Raw genomic sequence first — 18,287 nt, 5'->3', positions numbered from 1 at the left:
GGAAGGTGGGCCGCGCGCCCTCCTCCCTCCCCTCTGTCTGAGGGCGAGGTGAAAGAGAAGCTGACAGGGAGAAGACACCGATGCCCGGCAAATTCGTTCTGGCCAAGGACACGCCGCAGGAGGCCAATGACTGGGGCCGCCTGCAATGGATCGCCAATCCGCCGACCACCGGCGCGGGCCAGATCACCACGATCGGCGTGACGCTCACGCCCGGAATGGGCCACGACTTCCACAAGCATCCCGACCAGGAAGAGGTGATCTACGTCGTCGCCGGCTCGGTCGAGCAATGGGTCGACCGCGAGAAGAAGATCCTCGGCCCGGGCGACGCGGCCTTCATCCCGGCAGACGTGGTGCACGCCTCGTTCAATGTCGGCACGGGCGAAGCGCGCATCGTGGCCATCCTCGGCCCGTGCGTCGGGTCGATCGGCTACGAGGTGGTCGACGTCGCCGGCGAGGCGCCGTGGAAGGATCTGCGGAAATAGGGGGGGGCGCTTGGCGCCCCGCTTGAGGCTTGCGCGGCGAAAGATCGATCCGTGGCGCCGACCCATTCTCTGCCGTCATCCCGGGCTTGACCCGGGATCCATACAGCCGAGGCGTCAGGCGATGAGGCGCCTCAGGCTGAATGGATCCCGGCTTCCGCCGGGATGACGGAGAATGGGGGTGGGGATCGGAGCATCCTCGGCAGCGGCACGGCGCTCCTTTTGCGAAGGAACTCTCGAGCGGAGGGCTCAGGCGAAGGTTGCCGCGCCGACACGCTGGAATTTGTAAGGCAGGCATGCCACGTTTGACTGTGAAACGACAATGGAGCTGAAGCTCCAGCAAGACGATCTGGGAGGATCGAATGGCCAACAACTATCCCAAGCTGCACAATGCGGCCTGGCCGGGCGTGGTCGGCAAGGGCGGCGACAGCGAGCCGATCATCGCGCTCGACACGCTGCTGCGCCTCACCGCCAATGCCGAGGTCGACGGCGTGAAGTTCGACGGGATCGATCTCTTCATCACCGCGCCGCATTTCGACATCGACAGCGACAAGGACGCCGTGAAGCGCATGAGCGATCACATCGCCTCCTATGGCCTCAAGGTCGGCTCCTTCGTGGCGCCGATCTGGGGCGGGGCCGGCGGCGGCTCGGCCATGGGCTCGGCCGAGGATCGGAAGCGCTTCGTCGAGCAGGTGCGCAAGGCCTGCGCGATCGGCCAGCAGATGCGCGACCTCGGCATCCGCCCGACCGGCGGCATCCGCATCGATTCCTCCGTCGGCGTCGAGGCCTGGGACAAGAATCCCGAGGGCAATACCAAGCTGATCGCGCAGACCTTTTCGGAGGCCGCCGATATCGCCGAGGACTATGACGAGTTCCTCGTCGCCGAGGGCGAGATCTGCTGGGGCGGCATGCATTCCTGGCGCGAGATGGTCAAGCTGCTCGAAATGGTCGGGCGTCCCGGCGTGGTCGGCTACCAGGCCGACATGGCCCATTCGATGCTCTATACGCTCGGCTACAATGCGGAGAACGACCGCATCCTGCCGAAGGACTATGACTGGGCCGACAAGGCGACGCTCGACGCTGCCTATCGCAAGGTCGCCGACGCGCTCCGCCCCTGGACCATGGATTTCCACGTCGCACAGAATGACGGCACCGTCTTCGGCTCGGGCGATCATGAGAAGACCGGCCGCCACTGCCAGGTCGACGACCCGAACGGCCGGCTCGATATCGCCAAGCATGCCGGCTACTGGCTGCGCGACCGCGACGGCAATCTGACCAAGCGCATGCGTCACATCTGCTGGGACGGCTGCATGTTCCCCAACAGCGTCATGGAGAGCCAGGACACCTGGAACAAGGTGCTGGGCGCGATGATCAAGGTGCGCGAGGCGCACGGCTGGAGCGAATAGGCGCCGCCTCTCCCCGAGGGGAGGTCGACGGCCTTCACGCTCCACCGCCGTCATCCCGGCGAAGGCCGGGATCCGTTCAGCCTGAGACGCCGCATCGCCTGACGCCTCGGCTGCATGGATCCCGGGTCAAGCCCGGGATGACGCCATCACAGAGAATGCAGCCGCTGAAGCGGCGCACGGATCCCGGGAGGAAACATGACCAAGACGCTGAATGTGGGCATGGTCGGCTATGGCTTCATGGCCCGCGCCCATTCCAATGCCTGGAGCAAGGTGTCGAACTTCTTCGACACGGGCTATCGGCCGGTGCTCAAGGCCGTCGCCGCGCGCAACACCGGCAAGGCGATGGAGTTCGCCGATCGCTGGGGCTATGAGAGCGTCGAGAGCGACTGGCGGCGGCTGATCGAGCGGCCGGACATCGACGTGATCGACATCTGCACGCCGAATGATTCCCACGCCGAGATCGCGATCGCGGCCGCGGCGGCCGGCAAGATGATCACCTGCGAGAAACCGCTGGCCCGCACCGCGGCCGAAGGCCTGCCGATGGTCGAGGCGGTCGAGAGGGCCGGCGTCGCCAATATGGTCTGGTACAATTACCGCCGCATCCCGGCGGTCATGCTGATCAAGACCATGATCGAGCGCGGCATGCTCGGCCGCGTCTATCACTATCGCGCCAAGTTCCTGCAGGACTGGACGATCTCGCCCGACGTGCCGCAGGGCGGCCCCGGCACCTGGCGCCTCGATGTCGATGCGGCCGGCTCCGGCGTCACCGGCGACCTGCTCGCCCACTGCCTCGACACCGCCATCTGGCTGAACGGCTCGATCGCGAGCCTCACCGCCATGACCGAGACCTTCGTCAAGGAACGCAAGGATGCGCTGACCGGCGCGACGAAGAAGGTCGGCATCGACGATGCCGCCGCCGTGCTGACGCGCTTCGAGAACGGCTCGCTCGGCACCTTCGAGTCCACCCGCTATGCCCGCGGCCACAAGGCGGCCTATACGCTGGAGATCAATGGCGAAAAGGGCTCCTTCGCCTGGGACCTGCATGATCTGAACCGCCTCTCCTGGTTCGATCACCGGACGCCGGGCGAGCTCCGCGGCTGGTCCTCCATCCTCGTCACCGACGGCGACCACCCCTATCTCGGCAAATGGTGGGTCCCCGGCCTCATCATCGGCTATGAGCACTCCTTCGTGCATCAGGTCGCCGATTTCCTCGAAGGCCTCGCCACCGGCAAGCCGGCCGCGCCGACCTTCCGCGACGCGCTGGAAACCGCCAAGGTCTGCGACGCGATCATCGCCTCGGGCGAGACGGGCCAGTGGGTCGAGCTGGGGTAAGGGGGGCGGGTTCGGCGGACGCTTCCGTCGCGTCGCCTCGCCGAGCCTCTTCCTGCCCCGTCCCAAGGGGCCGGCGTCGCTCCACGCTCCGCCGTCATCCCGGCGAAAGCCGGGATCCATTCAGCCAGAGGCGTTCAGGCGTCACGCGCCTCGGCTGTCTGGATCCCGTGTCGCGCACGGGATGACGGAAAATGGGGGGAGCGACGGAGACAGTGTCTCCCGTCGCGCGCGCCCCCCGGCAAAGGCCCACACAAACAACAGGCGGCAGCACGCACCGCCGCGCCTCCATTCAACGAGACGTCCGGGAGGACCCCCTCATGAAATTCGGCTTCAACCTGCTGCTGTGGACCACCCATGTGCGCGAGGAACATTGGCCGATCCTCGATCAGCTGAAGGCCGCCGGCTATGACGGCGTCGAGGTGCCGATGTTCGAGGGAACGCCGGAGCATTTCGAAACGCTCGGCCGGCGGATCCGCGCGGCGGGGCTCGAAGGCAACGGCATCGGCATCATGCCGGGCGGCGGCAGGAGCGCGGTCTCGGCCGATCCCACTGAGCGGGCCGGCGCACTGGCGCATCTGCAATGGCTGAGCGATTGCACCGCCGCGCTCGGCGGCGACATGGTCGCAGGACCGCTGCACCAGCCGCTCGGCGAATTCACCGGCCGCGGCCCGACGGCGGACGAACGCCGGCGCTGCGCCGAGGTTTCGAAGGAAGCCGCGCGCTATGCGGCGAAGCAGGGCGTCGCGATCTCGGTCGAGCCGCTCAACCGCTTCGAATGCTATTTCCTCAACACGGCCGGCGCCGCCAAGGCGCTGGTCGAGGCGGTCGACGAGCCGAATTACGGCTATCTCTACGACACCTTCCACTTCAACATCGAAGAGAAGAACCAGCCCCGCGCCATCCACGCGACACATAGCGCGATCAACCACGTCCACATCTCCGAGAACGACCGCGGCACGCCGGGCACCGGCCCGATCGATTTCGCCGCCGTGTTCAAGGCGCTGAAAGAGGTCGGCTATGACGGCTGGATGACCGTCGAAGCCTTCGGCTCCGCCCTCCCCGACCTCGCCGCCGCCACCCGCGTCTGGCGCCCGCTGTTTGAAAAGCCGGAGGATGTGTATCTCGGGGCGATCAGGCTCATGAAGGAGGGGTGGGAGCGGGCGTGAGGGGACTTCTCTTGAGCCCTCCCCTTGAGGGAGGGCCGAAAACGCTCTTGGCGTTTTCGGGGAGGGGCTAGCTTCGGCGGCGCCGAAGCGTTCTGCCTGTCTGTCGAAGGATAAGGCTGGACGGGAGAGCGCCTCGACGTCGCCCCGAACACCCTCTCCGGAACACTTTGCGGTCTTGGCGAGGCGCGCCCCGTGATGGTCCGCACCGCCGGTGTCTTGCGGAGGGGCCGCGACCCCTCCCCAAAACCGCTTTGCGGTTTTGACCCTCCCTCAAGGGGAGGGTGCAAGAACGCGAGACTTTGCCGGTACAGCTGTCAGCCCCCTCCCTGGCCCTCCCCCGCTCCGCGGGAGAGGGGACATGCGCAGCAACTCCCCATCCCCCACGACAAGGTGCCCCGAATATGCTTCGCTGGCTGCAACGATCGCCGGCGGATTGCGTGGGCGGCTTGAGGGAGGATCGAGATGGGTGTGGTTCTGGTCACCGGCGCGTCGCGCAGCCTGGGCGCGGCGATGGCGAAGGCGCTCGGCGCGGCGGGATGGAGCGTTGCGGTCAATTATGCCCATGACGATGCCGGCGCGGCCGCCGTGGTCGATGCGATCCAGGCGGCCGGCGGCAAGGCGGCTGCCTTCAAGTTCGACGTGACCGACAAGGCCAGCGTGCGCCACGGCATCCACGAGATCGAGGGCAAGCTCGGGCCGCTCGACGTGATCGTCAACAACGCCACCGGCCCGCAGCCCTTCATCGCGATCGAGGCGCAGAGCTGGGACGATCATCTCGACCAGCTTCGCTTCTTCGTGAAGGCGCCGCTTCTGATCCTGCAGGAGGTGCTGCCGGCCTGGAAGGCGCGCCGCTCCGGCAAGGTGATCAATATCGGCTCGGAAGTGGTCGATATGGGCAATCCGGAATTCGCCCACTATGTCGGCGCCAAGGCCGCCATGGTCGGGCTGACGCGCTCCTTCGCGACCGAGCTCGGGCCCTTCGGCATCACGGTGAACCTCGTCGCGCCCGGCTTCATCCCCGTCGCGCGCCATGCCGATGTCACCGAGGACGAGCGCGAGGCCTATCGCCGCCTCGTCCCGCTCGGCTACCAGGGCAAGCCGGAGGATCTCGCCGGGACGATCGTCTTTCTCGCCTCGCCGGCCGCCGATTTCATCACCGGCCAGACCATCGCGGTGAATGGCGGGCGCACATTGGCCTGAACGTCAGGCCGGCTCTGCCTTTTCTTCCCCTCTCCCGCTCGCGGGAGAGGTCGGGTGAGGGTCTTCCTTGCCGAGGCCGACGGCGGGTGCGGAACGAAGCAGAAAGAAAGCCCCTCACCCCGGCCCTCTCCCGCGCTGCGGGAGAGGGAGAAGGTGTAGGATCTCAAGCGTCCTGCGCTTCCTTGAGCCTGCTCAGGAAAGTGATCAGCTCGCCGCTCGTGACCTCGACCGGGCGGTCGTTCATCACGGTCAAATCCGCGCCGACCGGATCGCAGAACGCGGCCTCGCGCGCCAGCCGCTCGCGGATCGCCGCCTCGCTCTCGCGCCCGCGCGCGGCGAGGCGCCCGGCGATCAGCTCCGGCGGCGCGGTGACGAAGACGACGACGACGCGCGGGAAACGGCGCCGCGCCTCGGCGAGCACGCCGCGCGACAGGTTGCAGATGGCGACGGTTCCCGCCTCCACGGCGTCGCGCGTCGTGGCGGGCAGCGCATAGCCGAGCCCATGCGCGCGCCAGGAGAGCGCGAAGCCGTCGCTGGCGTGGCCGGCCGCGAAGGTCGCCTCGTCGATCGTGTCGTGATCCTCGAAGGCGTTGGCCCCGCGCGTCACCATGCGGCGCACGAACAGGAACGCCGGATCGCCGGCGAGCGCTGCCCGCGCATGCGCGATCAGCGTGTCCTTGCCGGCGCCGCTCGGCCCGACGATTGCGACGAAGGCTCCGGCCATGACGCCATCCTCACGAAACGCGGCGGCCCTGGCGCCAGACCTGGCGCACGATCGGCGTCTCGCCCGCGAGGTGCACGCGGACGAGATCGGCGCGCAGCCCGGGCGCGATCGCGCCGCGGTCGCCGAGCCCCGTCGCCTCGGCTGGGGTCAGCGTCACCGTGCGGATCGCCGTCGGCAGATCGATGTTCGGCGCCCGCTGCGGCAGCTGGAAGGCCGACATCAGCAGGCTCGCCGGCACATAGTCCGAGGAGAGGATGTCGAGCACGCCGGCCCGTGCCAGTTGCTCGGCCGCGATGTTGCCGGAATGCGAGCCGCCGCGCACGACGTTCGGTCCGCCCATCATCACGCCGATGCCGGCGCCATGCAGTGCCTCGGCGGCCTCGAGCGTGGTCGGGAACTCGCCGATCGCGACGCCGTTCTCGACCGCCTCGGCCGCATGCGCCGCCGTCGCGTCGTCATGGCTCGCCAGAACCGCGCCGACACCGCCGGCGATATCGATCAGCCGGCGCCGGTTCGGCGCGGCATGGGTCGCGTGCAGTTCCAGCCGCTGGCGGATGAAGCGATCCGCATCCTCCTCGCTCATCGGCTTGCGGCGCATATAGAAGCGCCGCCAGGTCTCGAGGTCGGAGAACTGGCGCTGGCCGGGCGTGTGATCCATCAGCGACATCATGTGGATCGGGAAGCGGTGCGAGAAATCCTCGACCTGCTCGATCACGTCCTCGCAGGCGATCTCGCAGCGCAGATGCGTGCGGTGATCGACGCGCAGATGCCCCGCGCTCTTCGCCTCGTCCAGCGCCTCGGCGAGCTTGATCAGATCCTCGCCGATCGACGCGGAATCAGCGTCGGAGCCGGCGCGGAGCGAATCGAACACCGTCGTGATGCCGGCAGCGGCGATCTGCGCGTCATAGGCCATGACCGAGGCGAGCGGATGCCAGCGCACATGCGGGCGCGGCGCGAAATGCGCCTCGAGATGGTCGGTGTGCAGTTCGACCAGGCCCGGAATCAGATAGTCGCCGGCAAGGTCGATGCCCGTCTCGGGCGCAGCGCCCTCCCCGATCTCGGCGATCACGCCGTCGGCGACGGCCACCCAGCCCGCTTCGACGACGCGGTCGGGCAGCACGAGCGTGGCGTTGGAGAGGACATAGTCGCGCGGGTCGATCATCGGAGCCGGTCTTTCCAATTCAGCTTGAGCCGACGGGATCCTCCCCTTGAACCCTCCCCTTGAGGGAGGGTCAAAACCGCGAAGCGGTTTTGGGGAGGGGTCACGTCTGCTCTTCTAATCTCACAGCCATGGCGAGACCATGACCCCCTCCCGAAAACGCCGAGGCGTTTTCGGCCTCCCCTCAAGGGGGAGGCTCAAGGAGAGCGTCGGCCCCGCCGCACTCATTATGCCGCCTTTTCCGTGGCGAAGCGGGTCACGTCAACGATCCGGTCGGCGACGCGATCACGCACATCCTCGTCGTGGAAGATGCCGATCACCGCGGCGCCGGCCGCCTTCTTCTCTTCAATGAGCCGCACGACGACGGCGCGGTTCGCCGCGTCCAGCGAGGCGGTCGGCTCGTCGAGCAGCAGCACCGGCCGCTCGGCGGCGAGGCCGCGGGCGATGTTGACGCGCTGCTGCTCGCCGCCGGAAAAGGTCGCCGGCGGCAGCGACCAGAGCCGCTCGGGCACGTTGAGCAACGTCAGCAGCCGCTCGGCGCGGCTCCAGGCCTCGCACTCGCCGACCCCGTCGGACTGGGCGGCGCCCGCGACGATATCGAGCGTGGAGACGCGCGGGATCACGCGCAGGAACTGGCTGACATAGCCCATGACGGAGGCGCGGAGCGCCAGCACGCGCCGCGGCTCGGCGGTCGCGACATCGACGAATTCCGCGCCATCGCGCACGAGGATGCGGCCCGCCTCGCAGCGATAATTGCCATAGATCATCTTGAGGATCGACGATTTGCCGGCGCCGGACGGGCCGCCGAGCACCACGCATTCGCCGGGCGAGACGGCGAAGGAGACATTGTCGACGACGCCGATCCGGAGGCCGTCGCGCAGATGCAGCGTGAAGGATTTCGACACGCCTTCGAGGATGACGCTGTGTTGGGTCATGGTCAGGCCGCCAGGACGGAGGAGACGAGAAGCTGCGTATAGGCCTCGCGCGGATCGTCGAGCACCTGATCGGTCAGGCCGGTCTCGATCACCCGCCCTTGCCGCATCACCATGATGCGATGCGACAGCAGCCGCGCCACGGCGAGGTCGTGCGTCACGATGATCACGGCGAGGCCGAGCTCGCTGACGAGGCCGCGGATCAGGTCGAGCAGGCGCGCCTGCACGGAGACGTCGAGGCCGGAGGTCGGCTCGTCCATGAAGACGAGGCGCGGATGGGTGACGAGGTTGCGCGCGATCTGCAGGCGCTGGCGCATGCCGCCGGAAAAGCTCTTCGGCATGTCGTCGATGCGCGAGGGATCGATCTCGACGCGGCCGAGCCAATCCGACGCGGTGTCGCGGATCTTGCCGTAATGGCGCGCGCCGACGGCCATCAGCCGCTCGCCGACATTGCCGCCGGCGGAAACGCCCATGCGCAGACCGTCGCGCGCATCCTGCCGCACGAAGCCCCAGTCGGTCCGCAGCAGGAAGCGCCGCTCCGCCTCGCTGAGCGTGAACAGGTTCCGCGTCACGCCATCGCGCATGCGATAGCCGACGCTGCCGGCGGTCGGATCGAGCTCGGTGGCGAGCAGCGAGAGCAGCGTCGACTTGCCGGAGCCGGACTCGCCGACCACGGCCAGCACCTCGCCCTCGTAGAGATCGAAGGTCACATCGGCGCAGCCGAGCCGCGGCCCGTAATGCTTGGTGAGGGCGCGGGCGGAGAGAAGCGGGAGATCGGCCGGGGTCATGATGCTGCACCGTCGATGAGAGAAGGGACTGCCCCTTCCCCTCTCCCGCTTGCGGGAGAGGTCGGGTGAGGGTCTTGCTGGCAGGCTACAGACGGATCGAAAGAAGCAAGGGAAGGAAGCCCCTCACCCCGGCCCTCTCCCGTTGCACGGGAGAGGGAGGAGGAAGGAGAGGCGCCCTCGCCGAGCTCCAGCCGGAAGCTGAAGCCGTGCTTCTCGAAGCCGAGGGCTTCATAGAAGGCGTGGCCGCGCTCATTGGCGAGGTTGGAGGAAAGCGTCGCCTTATAGGCGCCCTTTGCCTGCGCCAGTGCGCAGGCGGCGTTCATCATCGCGCTGCCGAGGCCCCGCCCCTGCAGCCCCTCGCGGATCACGACATTCTCGATCATCGCCGTGGGCGTGCCCCAATGGGCGATGTTGTCGATGATCATCAGCGCAAAGGTGCCGACGGTCTCGCCGTCCGCTTCCGCGAAATAGATCGCGTAGTCGGGATAGGCCGCGAAGCGCGCGAAGATCGCCTTCGCCGCGTCGAGCGTGATCACGCGGCCCTTGTTGAAGCTCGGCTGCGCATAGAGCGCGATGAGCGCCGGCAGATCGGCCTCGGTGATGGCGCGGAGCGTAAGATCGCTCAAGTTCCGCTCCCCTCGGTGACGGGCACGGCCGCAACGCCCTCGCCCCTTGCGGGGGAGGAAGAAGGAAGGGCCAGCATCGCGCCGACATGGCCGTCCGCGCGGCGCTCCTCGCAGAAATCACTGTCGGAGCACACGAACATGCGCCCGCCGGCATCGTCGAGCACGACTTCGTCGAGATAGACGCCGGTGGCACCGCAGAGCGCGCAAGGCTTGTCGAAGGTCTGGACCGCGAAGGGATGATCCTCGAAATCGAGGCTGCGCACCTTGGTATGCGGCGGCACCGCATAGATGCGCTTCTCGCGCCCGGCGCCGAAGAGCTGCAGCGCCGCGCAATCATCCATCTTGGGATTGTCGAATTTCGGCGTCGGCGAAGGATCCATCACATAGCGGCCGGCGACCTCAACCGGATAGGCATAGGTCGTCGCGATGTGGCCGTGGCGGGCGATGTCCTCATAGAGCTTCACATGCATGAGGCCGTAATCGGCCAGCGCATGCAGCTTGCGCGTCTCGGTCTCGCGCGGCTCGAGATAGCGCAGCGGCTCGGGGATCGGCACCTGATAGACGAGCACCTGGTCGCTTGTCAGCGTGCGCTCGGGGATGCGGTGGCGCGTCTGGATGATCGTCGCGTCGGCGGTCTTCGTCGTCGTCTCGACGCCGGCGGTCTTGGCGAAGAACTTGCGGATCGAGACGGCGTTGGTCGTGTCGTCAGAGCCCTGGTCGATGACCTTCAGCACGTCCTGCGGCCCGATGATCGCCGCCGTCACCTGCACGCCGCCCGTGCCCCAGCCATAGGGCATCGGCATTTCGCGGCTGGCGAAGGGAACCTGATAGCCGGGGATGGCGATCGCCTTCAGGACCGCGCGCCGGATCATCCGCTTCGTCTGCTCGTCGAGATAGGCGAAGTTGTAGCCGGTGCTGCCCTCTCCCCCCTTGTGTTGGGTGGGGGAAGAACGATCGGTAGCTGTGAGCGCAGCACTCATTCCGCCGCCTCCTTCAGTTCGCTGTCCGTCCCTTGCCGGCGTGCGGCATGCTCGGCGCGCATTTTGCGCACCAGGCCGAGCTCGGCCTGGAAATCGACATAGTGCGGCAGCTTCAGATGCTCGACGAAGCCGGTCGCCTGGACATTGTCGCAATGCGACAGCACGAATTCCTCGTCCTGCGCCGGGGCGACGACATCCTCGCCGAACTCGCGCGTCCGGAGCGCCCGGTCGACCAGCGACATCGACATCGCCTTGCGCTCGCTCTGGCCGAAGACGAGGCCATAGCCGCGGGTGAACTGCGGCGGCACGTCCGCCGAGCCATGGAACTGATTGACCATCTGGCACTCCGTCACCGCGACGGAGCCGAGCGGCACGGCGAAGCCGAGCTCCTCCGGCACATACTCCGCCGTGACGGCGCCGAACCTTATTTCGCCGACGAAGGGATGCGTGCGGCCATAGCCGCGCTGCGTCGAATAGCCGAGCGCCAGCAGGAAGCCCTCGTCGCCGCGCGCGAGCGCCTGCAGGCGCAAATCGCGATCGGCGGGGAAGTCGAGCGGCGCCCGCGTCAGGTCGCCGACGTCAGCCATATCGTCCGGAACGTCGCGCTCGATCAGGCCTTCGTCGTCGAGCAAGTCGGTGACACGCGGCGTCGCCTCGTGCGCCGCCTCGACCTCGGCCGGCAGCGGCAGTTCGGCGCCGGCCTCCAGCAGGAAGTCGATCAGGCGGTGCGTGTAGTCGAAGGTCGGCCCGAGCACCTGCCCGCCCGGCAGATCCTTGAAGGTCGCCGAGATCCGCCGCTCGATCGCCATCCGGGCAGTGTCCAGCGGCTCCGAGGCGCCGAAGCGCGGCAGCGTGGTGCGATAGGCGCGCACCAGGAAGATCGCCTCGATCAGATCGCCCCGCGCCTGCTTGATCGCCAGCGCCGCAAGCTTCGGGTCGTAGAGCGAGCCCTCAGCCATCACGCGATCGACGGCGAGCTTCAATTGCGTCTCGATCTGGCGCGGCGCGATCTCGGCCACGTCCTCGGGACCGCGCCGTTCATGCGCCAGCAGCGCATGGGCATTGTCGATCGCGGCCTCGCCGCCCTTTACCGCAACATACATGTCAGACCTCCCTGACCCGGGTGGTACGGGGGAGTGCGGCGAGACGGCGAGGCGCCACCAGCACCAGATCGACGCCGCGGGGAAAGAGGGCCCGGTTCGCAGCGAGCTCCGCCGTCAGGCCGTCACGCCAGGGCGCGATGCCGATTCGCGCCGTCGTCGCGATGCCGGGACCGGCGAGTTCGAGCGGTCCATCCGCCTCGATCGCGTCGACCGCCGCGATGATCGTCGTCGAACGGTCCGGATATTCGTCCGTGCCGAGCGCGAAATTCGCCAATGGCGGCATGCGGGCGAAATCGGCGACGAGGGCGAACGTCGCCGCGGCAGGATCGGCGACGATCTTCGCACCGGTATGGAAACGGAGATACGCCGACACCTCGTCCGAGGCGGCGAGCTGCGGATCGAGCCAGAGCGGCGCCTCATGATCGGCGAGCGCCAGCGCCAGAGACCCGATCCCGGCCGGCAGCGGCGCCGGCGGAAGGAGCTTCGGCGCGAAGGCCTCGATCGTCCCGGGGCGCGCCAAGGCATTCATGAGACTGCGAAAATCGGCCTGCGCCTCGATCACCGGATCGGCGGGGCCGGAGCTTGCCAGAGCGGCGGACATCAATCCTCTCCCCGCACCATCGTGAAGAAATCGACCTTGGTTGCGGCAACGCGGCGGGCCTTTGTCTCGGCCTCGGCGGCGACCCGCTGCCGAACCGTCCTTGCGGCGCGCTCGACCGCCACGTGCTCGTCACCCTGGCAGAGCGCGTCCAGAATGGCGGAAATCCGCGCTTTCTCGCTGTCCCGACCAAGTTGATAGGCAAAGCCGGTCCGCCCGTCGGGAAGCCGGATCGCCGCCCGCGTCACCGTCGCCTCGCCGAGATTGAAGGCCCGGCCATCGCCGCCCGCCCGGCCGCGCAGCATCACCAGCCCGCTCTCCGGCCGGCGAAGATCGACGGCCGCGGCGGCGAGTGCACCCGCTCCGATGTCGCTAAGAATCTGACATATCTCGTCTTTTGTTGCTTCAGCCAGCAGCGCCATCAAGGCCTGCCGCCGCAGGACGAGATAGCCCTCGGTCTTGGGCCGGACTGCGTGGGAAATCGAAGAGGTCATTCTCGGGCTCCGCGATCCGTGCCGGCGCCTTGATGCGGCGGGCTTTCGCTTCGAGTTGTCTAGTGGTATAGATGAATGCATGAAACAGTCCAGTGACGATTTGATGACGGCGCGCCCCGATGGCAGCGGCTCGGTCACCCGCGGTACCGGCATCGCCGCCTGGCGCCAGATCGCCGACGAGGTCGCCGCCGAAATCCGCGCCGGCCTCCTCCAGCCGGAGGCCCAGTTGCCGACGGAAAGCCAGCTGGCGTCTCGCTTTTCCGTCAATCGGCATACGGTTCGCCGCGCGCTCGCCGAGCTGGCCGAACGCGGCCTCGTCCGGGCGACGCAGGGCCGCGGCACCTTCGTTGAGACCCGCCCCATCCCCTACCCGATCGGCCGGCGCACGCGCTTTTCCGAGATCATCTCGCGCGCGGGCCGCGAAGCCGGCGGCCGGCTGATCGACAGTGCCGTCCTCACGGCCGACGCGCTGGTCGCCGCCGCGCTGCATATCCCGCTCGGCGCGCCGGTCATCCGGCTCGACACGGTCCGCTATGCCGACGACGCCCCGATCGCCATGGGCTCCGGCTTCTTCCCGCTGCCGCGTTTCGCAGGGCTGGACGCGGCCTATCTCGCCGGCGGCACGATGACCAAGGCCTTGGAATCGCGCGGTGTTTCTGACTATCGCCGGCTGGAGACGCGCATTTCCGCCCGCCCCGCTTCGCTCGACGAGGCCGCCCGACTCGACCTGGCGCCCGGCCGGATCCTGCTCACCATCGACAGCGTCAATGCCGACGCCGATGGCGTGCCGATCCAGTTCACCCGCGGCGTCTTCTCCGCCGACCGGACCGAGATCCTGATCGAAAGCTGAGGCGCCTCAGACGACCTTCGCCTTGCCGATGATCGCGAGGCGCAGCCGCGTCGAGATGAAGTCGATGATGGCGACGGTGACGAGGATCATCAGGATCAGGAAGGCAACCTGCTTCAGTTCCAGAACACGAATGAGTTCAGTCAGATAGGCGCCGACACCGCCCGCGCCGACAATGCCGATGATCGTTGCCGAGCGCGTGTTTGATTCGATGAAATAGAGCACCTGGCTGGCGATGACCGGCAGCACCTCCGGCACCAGGCCGAAGCGGACCTGTTCCAGCTTGTTGCCGCCGGCCGCGGTGACGCCCTCGCGCGACTTGCCGTCGGTCGCCTCGATCGCCTCGGAGAAGAGCTTGCCCAGCGCGCCGAAATCGGCGCAGGCGATGGCGAGCACGCCGGCGAACGGGCCGAGCCCGACCACGGTGATCCACAGCAGCGCCCAGATCAGCGTATCGACGGAGCGGATCACGTCGAAGGTCCGCCGGACGGCGAAATGCACGAAGATGTTGGGAATGACGTTCCGCGCCGCCAGAAAGGCAATCGGAAAGGCGAGGCAGGCTGCGATCAGCGTGCCCAGGAAGGCGATGCCGAGCGTCTCGCCGAGCGCGATCGAAAAGGCGACGAAGCGCCCCTGCGGCTCCGGCGGGATCATCAGGACGGCGAACTGGCCGAGCCGGTGCAGGCCGCCGAGGATGCGCTGCAGCGAGAAATTGAGTTCGATCATGGCATAGAAGGCGCCGAACACGATCAGCGCCGGAATGCCGATCGCCGCCAGCCGCCGCCGCGGCGAACCGCCGAAATGGCGGCCATGGCGCTGCTTCAGCGCATCCAGATCGGCCAGCGCCGCGTCCGCGAGGCGACCGCGCCCCGATTGGGAAATCGCCGGTACGCCGCTCATTTCACGCCCTCCGGGTTGATCAGGCGATGGCGGATCTGCTCGGTGCCGAGGTCGATCAGGATCACCGTCGCGATGATCATCAAAAGGATGGCCGAGACGTCCGTGTAGTAGAAATTGCGGATCGCGACGAGGAACTCCTGGCCGATGCCGCCCGCCCCGACGAAGCCCATGACACCGGCGCCGCGGACATTGATCTCGAAGCGCAGCAGCGCATAGGAGGCAAAGCCCGGCGCAACCTGCGGCAGCACGGCGAAGCGGATGATCTGGACCCAGGACGCGCCGGCCGCCGACAGGCCCTCGACCGGCTTCATATCGATGTTCTCGACGACTTCGGCGAACAGCTTGCCGAGCGCGCCGGCCGTATGGATCGACAGCGCCAGCACGCCGGCCATCGGGCCGAGGCCGAAGGCGATCACGAAGATCAGCGCGAAGACGATGTCGGGAACCGTGCGGCAGAATTCGAGGAAGCGCCGCGCGGCGATGCGCGACCAGCGGCTCCGCGCGAGATTGGCCGAGGCATGGAAGCAGAGCAGGAAGGCGACGACCGCCCCCATCAGCGTCCCGAGATAGGCGATGAGGATCGTCTGCCAGAGCAGGCCGAGCCATTTCGGGAAGGCCCAATACCATTCGGCGATATCGCCGAAGAAATTGCCGGCGGAGATCTTCGGGATCGTCCGGCCGATGAAGCCGCCGAAATTGCCGATATTCGCAATCAGCGTCAGCGGACGCACATGGGCGAGCTGGGCGCTGACGAAGACGAGCACGACGATGATGGCGAGCACCAGCAGCGTGCGCTGGCGCCGCGCGGCGACGGCCGCCTTATAGGCATCGGCGAGTGCCTTGGCCTGGGCGGCGGGGAGAACGGGGACTGCGGTCGCCACGGGTCGAGCTCCGGCAGGAAGAGGAAGGGCGGCCGCAAGGCCGCCCCGAGACTTGGTCTTCGCGACCGGCTCAGCTCTTCTTGCGCTGCTCGTCGTTGAACTTCACCATATCGACGACCGGCTCGTAATCCTTGGCCGAGGTCGGGGCGAATTCGATGTCCTTGCCGTCGGAGAGCGCGTCGAAGGCAGCCTTGTCCTTCTTCGGCATGGCGAGGAAGGCCTCGGTGATCTGCTTCTTGAGGTCGGCCGGCAGCGAGGCGAGGACCGAATACGGGCCCTCCGGCAGGAAGTCCGACTTGAAGACGATGCGGAAGTCTTCCTTCTTCATCGGATTGCCATTGGCATCCTTGAGGACGCCCTTGGTGATCATGCGGGTCAGGTTGGAATCGTTTTCCGAGTTCCAGGAATTGGCGGCGGCGTCGACCGTGCCCTGCGCCAGCGCGAGGACGGCGTTGTCATGGCTGCCGGCGAAGATCGCCTCGGAGAAGAACGTGTCGACGTCCTTGCCGTCGCGATGCAGGAAGTAGCGCGGCGCATTGTTGCCCGAGGTCGAATTCGGGTCGACCAGGGCGAGCCTCTTGCCCTTGAGGTCGTCGATCGACTTATACGGGCCGCTGGCGAGCGTATAGATGACCGAATAATAGCCGGTCGCGCCGTTCGAGTGACGCGAGACGACGACCGGCTCGGTGGCGACGCCGGTCAGCACGGCGCGGGCATAGGACGCCGGGCCGTAGAAGCCGATCTGGGCATTGCCGGCGCGCTGCGCCTCGATGACCGCGGCATAGTCGGTGGCCACGGCCAGCTTGACCGGAACGCCGAGTTCCTTCGAGAGATAGTTCGTCAGCGGCGTGTAGCGGTCGGTCGTCGTCGAGGCGTTCTCGGCCGGGATGACGGCGAGCGTCAGCTCCGGATACTGGGCCTTCCAGTCCTCGGCATGGGCGGCGCCGGCGATCGCCAGCGTGGCGAAGGCGGCACCGATAAGGGTACGGCGGTTCAGCATCAGATCTCTCCAGACGTTGTCGGCGCGGGACGCACCGGTTGGCATGCCCGTCGGGGCATTCAGACGGCCACGGCGATCGCTTCGCCGGACGTTTCCTGTGGACGCGCGGCAGGCGCGTGATCCATGACCTCGCCGGCTTCGAGGCCGTAGAGTTCGCGCGCGACATCATCGGTGAGGGCCGCGGGCGCGCCGTCGAACACGAGCCGCCCCGCCGACATGCCGATCAGCCGGTCGCAATAATTGCGGGCGAGATCGAGCGAATGCAGGTTGCACAGCACCGTGATGCCGTAGTGCTTGTTGATGCGCAGCAGCGCATCCATCACGACCTTGGTGTTGCGCGGGTCGAGCGAGGCGATCGGCTCGTCGGCGAGGATCGCGTCCGGCTCCTGCACCAGCGCCCGCGCAATGGCGACGCGCTGCTGCTGTCCGCCCGAAAGGCTGTCGGCGCGCTGCGCCGCGAGATTGGCGATGTCGAACTGCTCGAGCGCGGACAGCGCGATGGCGCGGTCCTCCTCGCTCCACATCCGCATCAGCGCGCGCGGCGTCGAGACCTTGTTGAGGCGGCCCATCAGCACATTGGTCAGCACGTCGAGACGGCCGACCAGATTGAACTGCTGGAAGATCATGGCGCATCGGGCGCGCCAGTCGCGCAGCGCCTGGCCGTTCAAGCGCGTGACATCGAGATCGTCGAACCGGATCGAACCCGCCGTCGGATCGACGAGGCGATTGATCATGCGGAGCAGGGTCGACTTGCCGGCACCGGAGCGCCCGATCACACCGACGAAGCTGCCGCTCGGAATTGAAAGGCTCACGCCGGAGACGGCGGCCTTGTTGTTGTAATATCGATCCACCCCGTCAAGGACGAGCATGCACGGACCTCCTGAGTTTGGAAGATCCTGCGCGATCGACGCAAATCTATTGTGACAGCAACACCCCCCTGTGGAAGACTCCACAACCACCTGCGAAGCAAGGGCGATATTCATTCGCCGGCTTCGTCACCGATCTGTCATGGGAATTCTCCACCCTGCAACGGAAATCAAGAATCCATCGGAGCCTATCCATGCGCCTCGGCGAGCAGCCGTCCATCGATCCGACCGCCCGTATCCGCGACTGCCGGCTCGGCTGCTACACCGAGGTGGGCGCCGGCACCAAGCTCGCCGAGACGCAGATGGACGATTATTCCTACATCTCCGAGCATGGCGACGTGATCTACACATCGATCGGCAAGTTCTGCTCGATCGCCGCCTTCGTGCGCATCAACCCCGGCAATCACCCGCACTGGCGCGCCTCGCAATCGCACTTCACCTACCGCGCCTCGTATTATTTCGACGGCGAAGCGGATGAGGACGCCTTCTTCGACTGGCGCCGCTCGAACGGCGTTTCGATCGGGCACGATGTCTGGATCGGACACGGCGTGGTCGTCATGCCCGGCGTGACGATCGGCACCGGCGCGATCCTCGGCTCCGGCGCGGTGGTGACCAAGGATGTCGCGCCCTACGAGATCGCCGTCGGCGTTCCCGCCAAGCCGATGCGCCGCCGCTTTGCCGTGCCCGTCGCGGAACGGATGCAGGCGCTCGCCTGGTGGGACTGGAACCATGACCGCCTGCACGCGGCACTGCCGGATTTCCGCGCGCTCTCGTCCGAGGCGTTCCTGGAGAAATATGAGGGCTGA

General features: G+C 67.3%; 20 protein-coding genes. 7 read left to right on the top strand and 13 right to left on the bottom strand.

Features of this window, described 5'->3' with window-relative positions; genetic code table 11:
* Positions 1-80: 80 nt before the first annotated feature.
* The 5 genes from GGR25_RS16385 (at position 81) to GGR25_RS16365 (ending at position 5,583) form a co-directional block, all read left to right on the top strand.
* Entirely contained in the window at positions 81-482 is a 402-nt protein-coding gene (locus GGR25_RS16385) for a cupin domain-containing protein (RefSeq protein WP_183399907.1), read from the top strand.
* A gap of 359 nt (positions 483-841) precedes the next feature.
* A complete protein-coding gene (locus GGR25_RS16380; protein WP_183399906.1) occupies positions 842-1,885 on the top strand; it encodes a TIM barrel protein in 1,044 nt (347 codons plus the stop codon).
* A 195-nt stretch (positions 1,886-2,080) separates the two neighbouring features.
* A complete protein-coding gene (locus GGR25_RS16375) occupies positions 2,081-3,217 on the top strand; it encodes a Gfo/Idh/MocA family protein (RefSeq protein ID WP_183399905.1) in 1,137 nt (378 codons plus the stop codon).
* 317 nt (positions 3,218-3,534) lie between these two features.
* Positions 3,535-4,383, top strand: a complete 849-nt coding sequence (locus GGR25_RS16370; RefSeq protein ID WP_183399904.1) for a sugar phosphate isomerase/epimerase family protein — start codon at positions 3,535-3,537, stop codon at positions 4,381-4,383.
* Between the two features lie 462 nt (positions 4,384-4,845).
* Positions 4,846-5,583, top strand: coding sequence for an SDR family oxidoreductase (locus tag GGR25_RS16365; protein ID WP_183399903.1), 738 nt, complete (start codon positions 4,846-4,848; stop codon positions 5,581-5,583).
* 163 nt (positions 5,584-5,746) lie between these two features.
* Here GGR25_RS16365 and phnN read toward each other — a convergent pair whose 3' ends face one another.
* From phnN to phnG, 9 genes are all read right to left on the bottom strand, one after another.
* The gene (phnN, locus tag GGR25_RS16360; RefSeq protein ID WP_183399902.1) at positions 5,747-6,307 is read right to left on the bottom strand and encodes a phosphonate metabolism protein/1,5-bisphosphokinase (PRPP-forming) PhnN; all 561 of its coding nucleotides are present in this window, start codon (positions 6,305-6,307) and stop codon (positions 5,747-5,749) included.
* 10 nt (positions 6,308-6,317) lie between these two features.
* The gene (locus GGR25_RS16355) at positions 6,318-7,469 is read right to left on the bottom strand and encodes an alpha-D-ribose 1-methylphosphonate 5-triphosphate diphosphatase (RefSeq protein WP_183399901.1); all 1,152 of its coding nucleotides are present in this window, start codon (positions 7,467-7,469) and stop codon (positions 6,318-6,320) included.
* A gap of 224 nt (positions 7,470-7,693) precedes the next feature.
* Positions 7,694-8,401 (bottom strand): phosphonate C-P lyase system protein PhnL, encoded by a 708-nt coding sequence (gene phnL, locus GGR25_RS16350; RefSeq protein WP_183399900.1) that lies wholly within the window; start codon positions 8,399-8,401, stop codon positions 7,694-7,696.
* Positions 8,402-8,403: 2 nt separating this feature from the next.
* A complete protein-coding gene (phnK, locus tag GGR25_RS16345; RefSeq protein WP_183399899.1) occupies positions 8,404-9,186 on the bottom strand; it encodes a phosphonate C-P lyase system protein PhnK in 783 nt (260 codons plus the stop codon).
* The gene (locus GGR25_RS16340) at positions 9,183-9,812 is read right to left on the bottom strand and encodes a GNAT family N-acetyltransferase (RefSeq protein WP_183399898.1); all 630 of its coding nucleotides are present in this window, start codon (positions 9,810-9,812) and stop codon (positions 9,183-9,185) included. Before GGR25_RS16340 ends, phnK begins: the two co-directional genes overlap by 4 nt.
* Complete coding sequence (locus GGR25_RS16335) at positions 9,809-10,684, bottom strand: alpha-D-ribose 1-methylphosphonate 5-phosphate C-P-lyase PhnJ (protein ID WP_246409945.1); 876 nt, start codon at positions 10,682-10,684, stop codon at positions 9,809-9,811. Before GGR25_RS16335 ends, GGR25_RS16340 begins: the two co-directional genes overlap by 4 nt.
* Before the next feature lie 104 nt (positions 10,685-10,788).
* A complete protein-coding gene (locus GGR25_RS16330) occupies positions 10,789-11,895 on the bottom strand; it encodes a carbon-phosphorus lyase complex subunit (protein ID WP_183399896.1) in 1,107 nt (368 codons plus the stop codon).
* A gap of 1 nt (position 11,896) precedes the next feature.
* Positions 11,897-12,496, bottom strand: a complete 600-nt coding sequence (gene phnH, locus GGR25_RS16325) for a phosphonate C-P lyase system protein PhnH (RefSeq protein ID WP_183399895.1) — start codon at positions 12,494-12,496, stop codon at positions 11,897-11,899.
* Positions 12,496-12,987, bottom strand: coding sequence for a phosphonate C-P lyase system protein PhnG (gene phnG / locus GGR25_RS16320; RefSeq protein ID WP_281378626.1), 492 nt, complete (start codon positions 12,985-12,987; stop codon positions 12,496-12,498). Before phnG ends, phnH begins: the two co-directional genes overlap by 1 nt.
* A 79-nt stretch (positions 12,988-13,066) precedes the next feature.
* Between phnG and phnF the strand changes: the two genes are divergently transcribed.
* A complete protein-coding gene (phnF, locus tag GGR25_RS16315) occupies positions 13,067-13,837 on the top strand; it encodes a phosphonate metabolism transcriptional regulator PhnF (protein WP_246409860.1) in 771 nt (256 codons plus the stop codon).
* A 6-nt stretch (positions 13,838-13,843) separates the two neighbouring features.
* On the opposite strand, the gene phnE (GGR25_RS16310) is transcribed toward phnF, so the two are convergent.
* The 4 genes from phnE (GGR25_RS16310) to phnC all read right to left on the bottom strand — a co-directional run bounded on the left by phnE (GGR25_RS16310) (position 13,844) and on the right by phnC (position 17,484).
* On the bottom strand, positions 13,844-14,734 hold the full coding sequence (phnE, locus tag GGR25_RS16310; RefSeq protein ID WP_183399893.1) for a phosphonate ABC transporter, permease protein PhnE: 891 nt from the start codon (positions 14,732-14,734) through the stop codon (positions 13,844-13,846).
* Complete coding sequence (phnE, locus tag GGR25_RS16305; protein WP_183399892.1) at positions 14,731-15,615, bottom strand: phosphonate ABC transporter, permease protein PhnE; 885 nt, start codon at positions 15,613-15,615, stop codon at positions 14,731-14,733. The genes phnE (GGR25_RS16310) and phnE (GGR25_RS16305) overlap by 4 nt, the downstream gene beginning before the upstream one ends.
* A gap of 70 nt (positions 15,616-15,685) precedes the next feature.
* The gene (phnD, locus tag GGR25_RS16300; RefSeq protein WP_183399891.1) at positions 15,686-16,615 is read right to left on the bottom strand and encodes a phosphonate ABC transporter substrate-binding protein; all 930 of its coding nucleotides are present in this window, start codon (positions 16,613-16,615) and stop codon (positions 15,686-15,688) included.
* A gap of 59 nt (positions 16,616-16,674) precedes the next feature.
* Positions 16,675-17,484, bottom strand: coding sequence for a phosphonate ABC transporter ATP-binding protein (gene phnC, locus GGR25_RS16295; protein WP_183399890.1), 810 nt, complete (start codon positions 17,482-17,484; stop codon positions 16,675-16,677).
* A gap of 191 nt (positions 17,485-17,675) precedes the next feature.
* On the opposite strand from phnC, the gene GGR25_RS16290 reads away from it, so the two are divergent.
* Positions 17,676-18,287, top strand: a complete 612-nt coding sequence (locus tag GGR25_RS16290) for an LbetaH domain-containing protein (protein WP_183399889.1) — start codon at positions 17,676-17,678, stop codon at positions 18,285-18,287.

It is taken from the genome of Kaistia hirudinis (genome assembly GCF_014196455.1).
Classification (GTDB): Bacteria; Pseudomonadota; Alphaproteobacteria; order Rhizobiales; family Kaistiaceae; genus Kaistia; species Kaistia hirudinis.
Note: the sequence above shows the minus strand (reverse complement) of the source record. Positions and strands in the feature narration are given on the sequence as shown.

Bases quoted from the DNA above. Each gene is read 5' to 3' on its own strand.
- phnG (WP_281378626.1), bottom strand. From the start codon at position 12,987: ATGACCTCTTCGATTTCCCACGCAGTCCGGCCCAAGACCGAGGGCTAT.
- GGR25_RS16365 (WP_183399903.1), top strand. From the start codon at position 4,846: ATGGGTGTGGTTCTGGTCACCGGCGCGTCGCGCAGCCTGGGCGCGGCG.
- GGR25_RS16290 (WP_183399889.1), top strand. From the start codon at position 17,676: ATGCGCCTCGGCGAGCAGCCGTCCATCGATCCGACCGCCCGTATCCGC.
- phnL (WP_183399900.1), bottom strand. From the start codon at position 8,401: ATGACCCAACACAGCGTCATCCTCGAAGGCGTGTCGAAATCCTTCACG.
- GGR25_RS16355 (WP_183399901.1), bottom strand. From the start codon at position 7,469: ATGATCGACCCGCGCGACTATGTCCTCTCCAACGCCACGCTCGTGCTG.
- GGR25_RS16380 (WP_183399906.1), top strand. From the start codon at position 842: ATGGCCAACAACTATCCCAAGCTGCACAATGCGGCCTGGCCGGGCGTG.
- phnH (WP_183399895.1), bottom strand. From the start codon at position 12,496: ATGTCCGCCGCTCTGGCAAGCTCCGGCCCCGCCGATCCGGTGATCGAG.
- GGR25_RS16330 (WP_183399896.1), bottom strand. From the start codon at position 11,895: ATGTATGTTGCGGTAAAGGGCGGCGAGGCCGCGATCGACAATGCCCAT.
- phnC (WP_183399890.1), bottom strand. From the start codon at position 17,484: ATGCTCGTCCTTGACGGGGTGGATCGATATTACAACAACAAGGCCGCC.
- phnF (WP_246409860.1), top strand. From the start codon at position 13,067: ATGAAACAGTCCAGTGACGATTTGATGACGGCGCGCCCCGATGGCAGC.
- GGR25_RS16370 (WP_183399904.1), top strand. From the start codon at position 3,535: ATGAAATTCGGCTTCAACCTGCTGCTGTGGACCACCCATGTGCGCGAG.
- GGR25_RS16375 (WP_183399905.1), top strand. From the start codon at position 2,081: ATGACCAAGACGCTGAATGTGGGCATGGTCGGCTATGGCTTCATGGCC.
- GGR25_RS16335 (WP_246409945.1), bottom strand. From the start codon at position 10,684: ATGATCCGGCGCGCGGTCCTGAAGGCGATCGCCATCCCCGGCTATCAG.
- phnN (WP_183399902.1), bottom strand. From the start codon at position 6,307: ATGGCCGGAGCCTTCGTCGCAATCGTCGGGCCGAGCGGCGCCGGCAAG.
- GGR25_RS16385 (WP_183399907.1), top strand. From the start codon at position 81: ATGCCCGGCAAATTCGTTCTGGCCAAGGACACGCCGCAGGAGGCCAAT.
- phnK (WP_183399899.1), bottom strand. From the start codon at position 9,186: ATGACCCCGGCCGATCTCCCGCTTCTCTCCGCCCGCGCCCTCACCAAG.
- phnD (WP_183399891.1), bottom strand. From the start codon at position 16,615: ATGCTGAACCGCCGTACCCTTATCGGTGCCGCCTTCGCCACGCTGGCG.
- phnE (WP_183399893.1), bottom strand. From the start codon at position 14,734: ATGAGCGGCGTACCGGCGATTTCCCAATCGGGGCGCGGTCGCCTCGCG.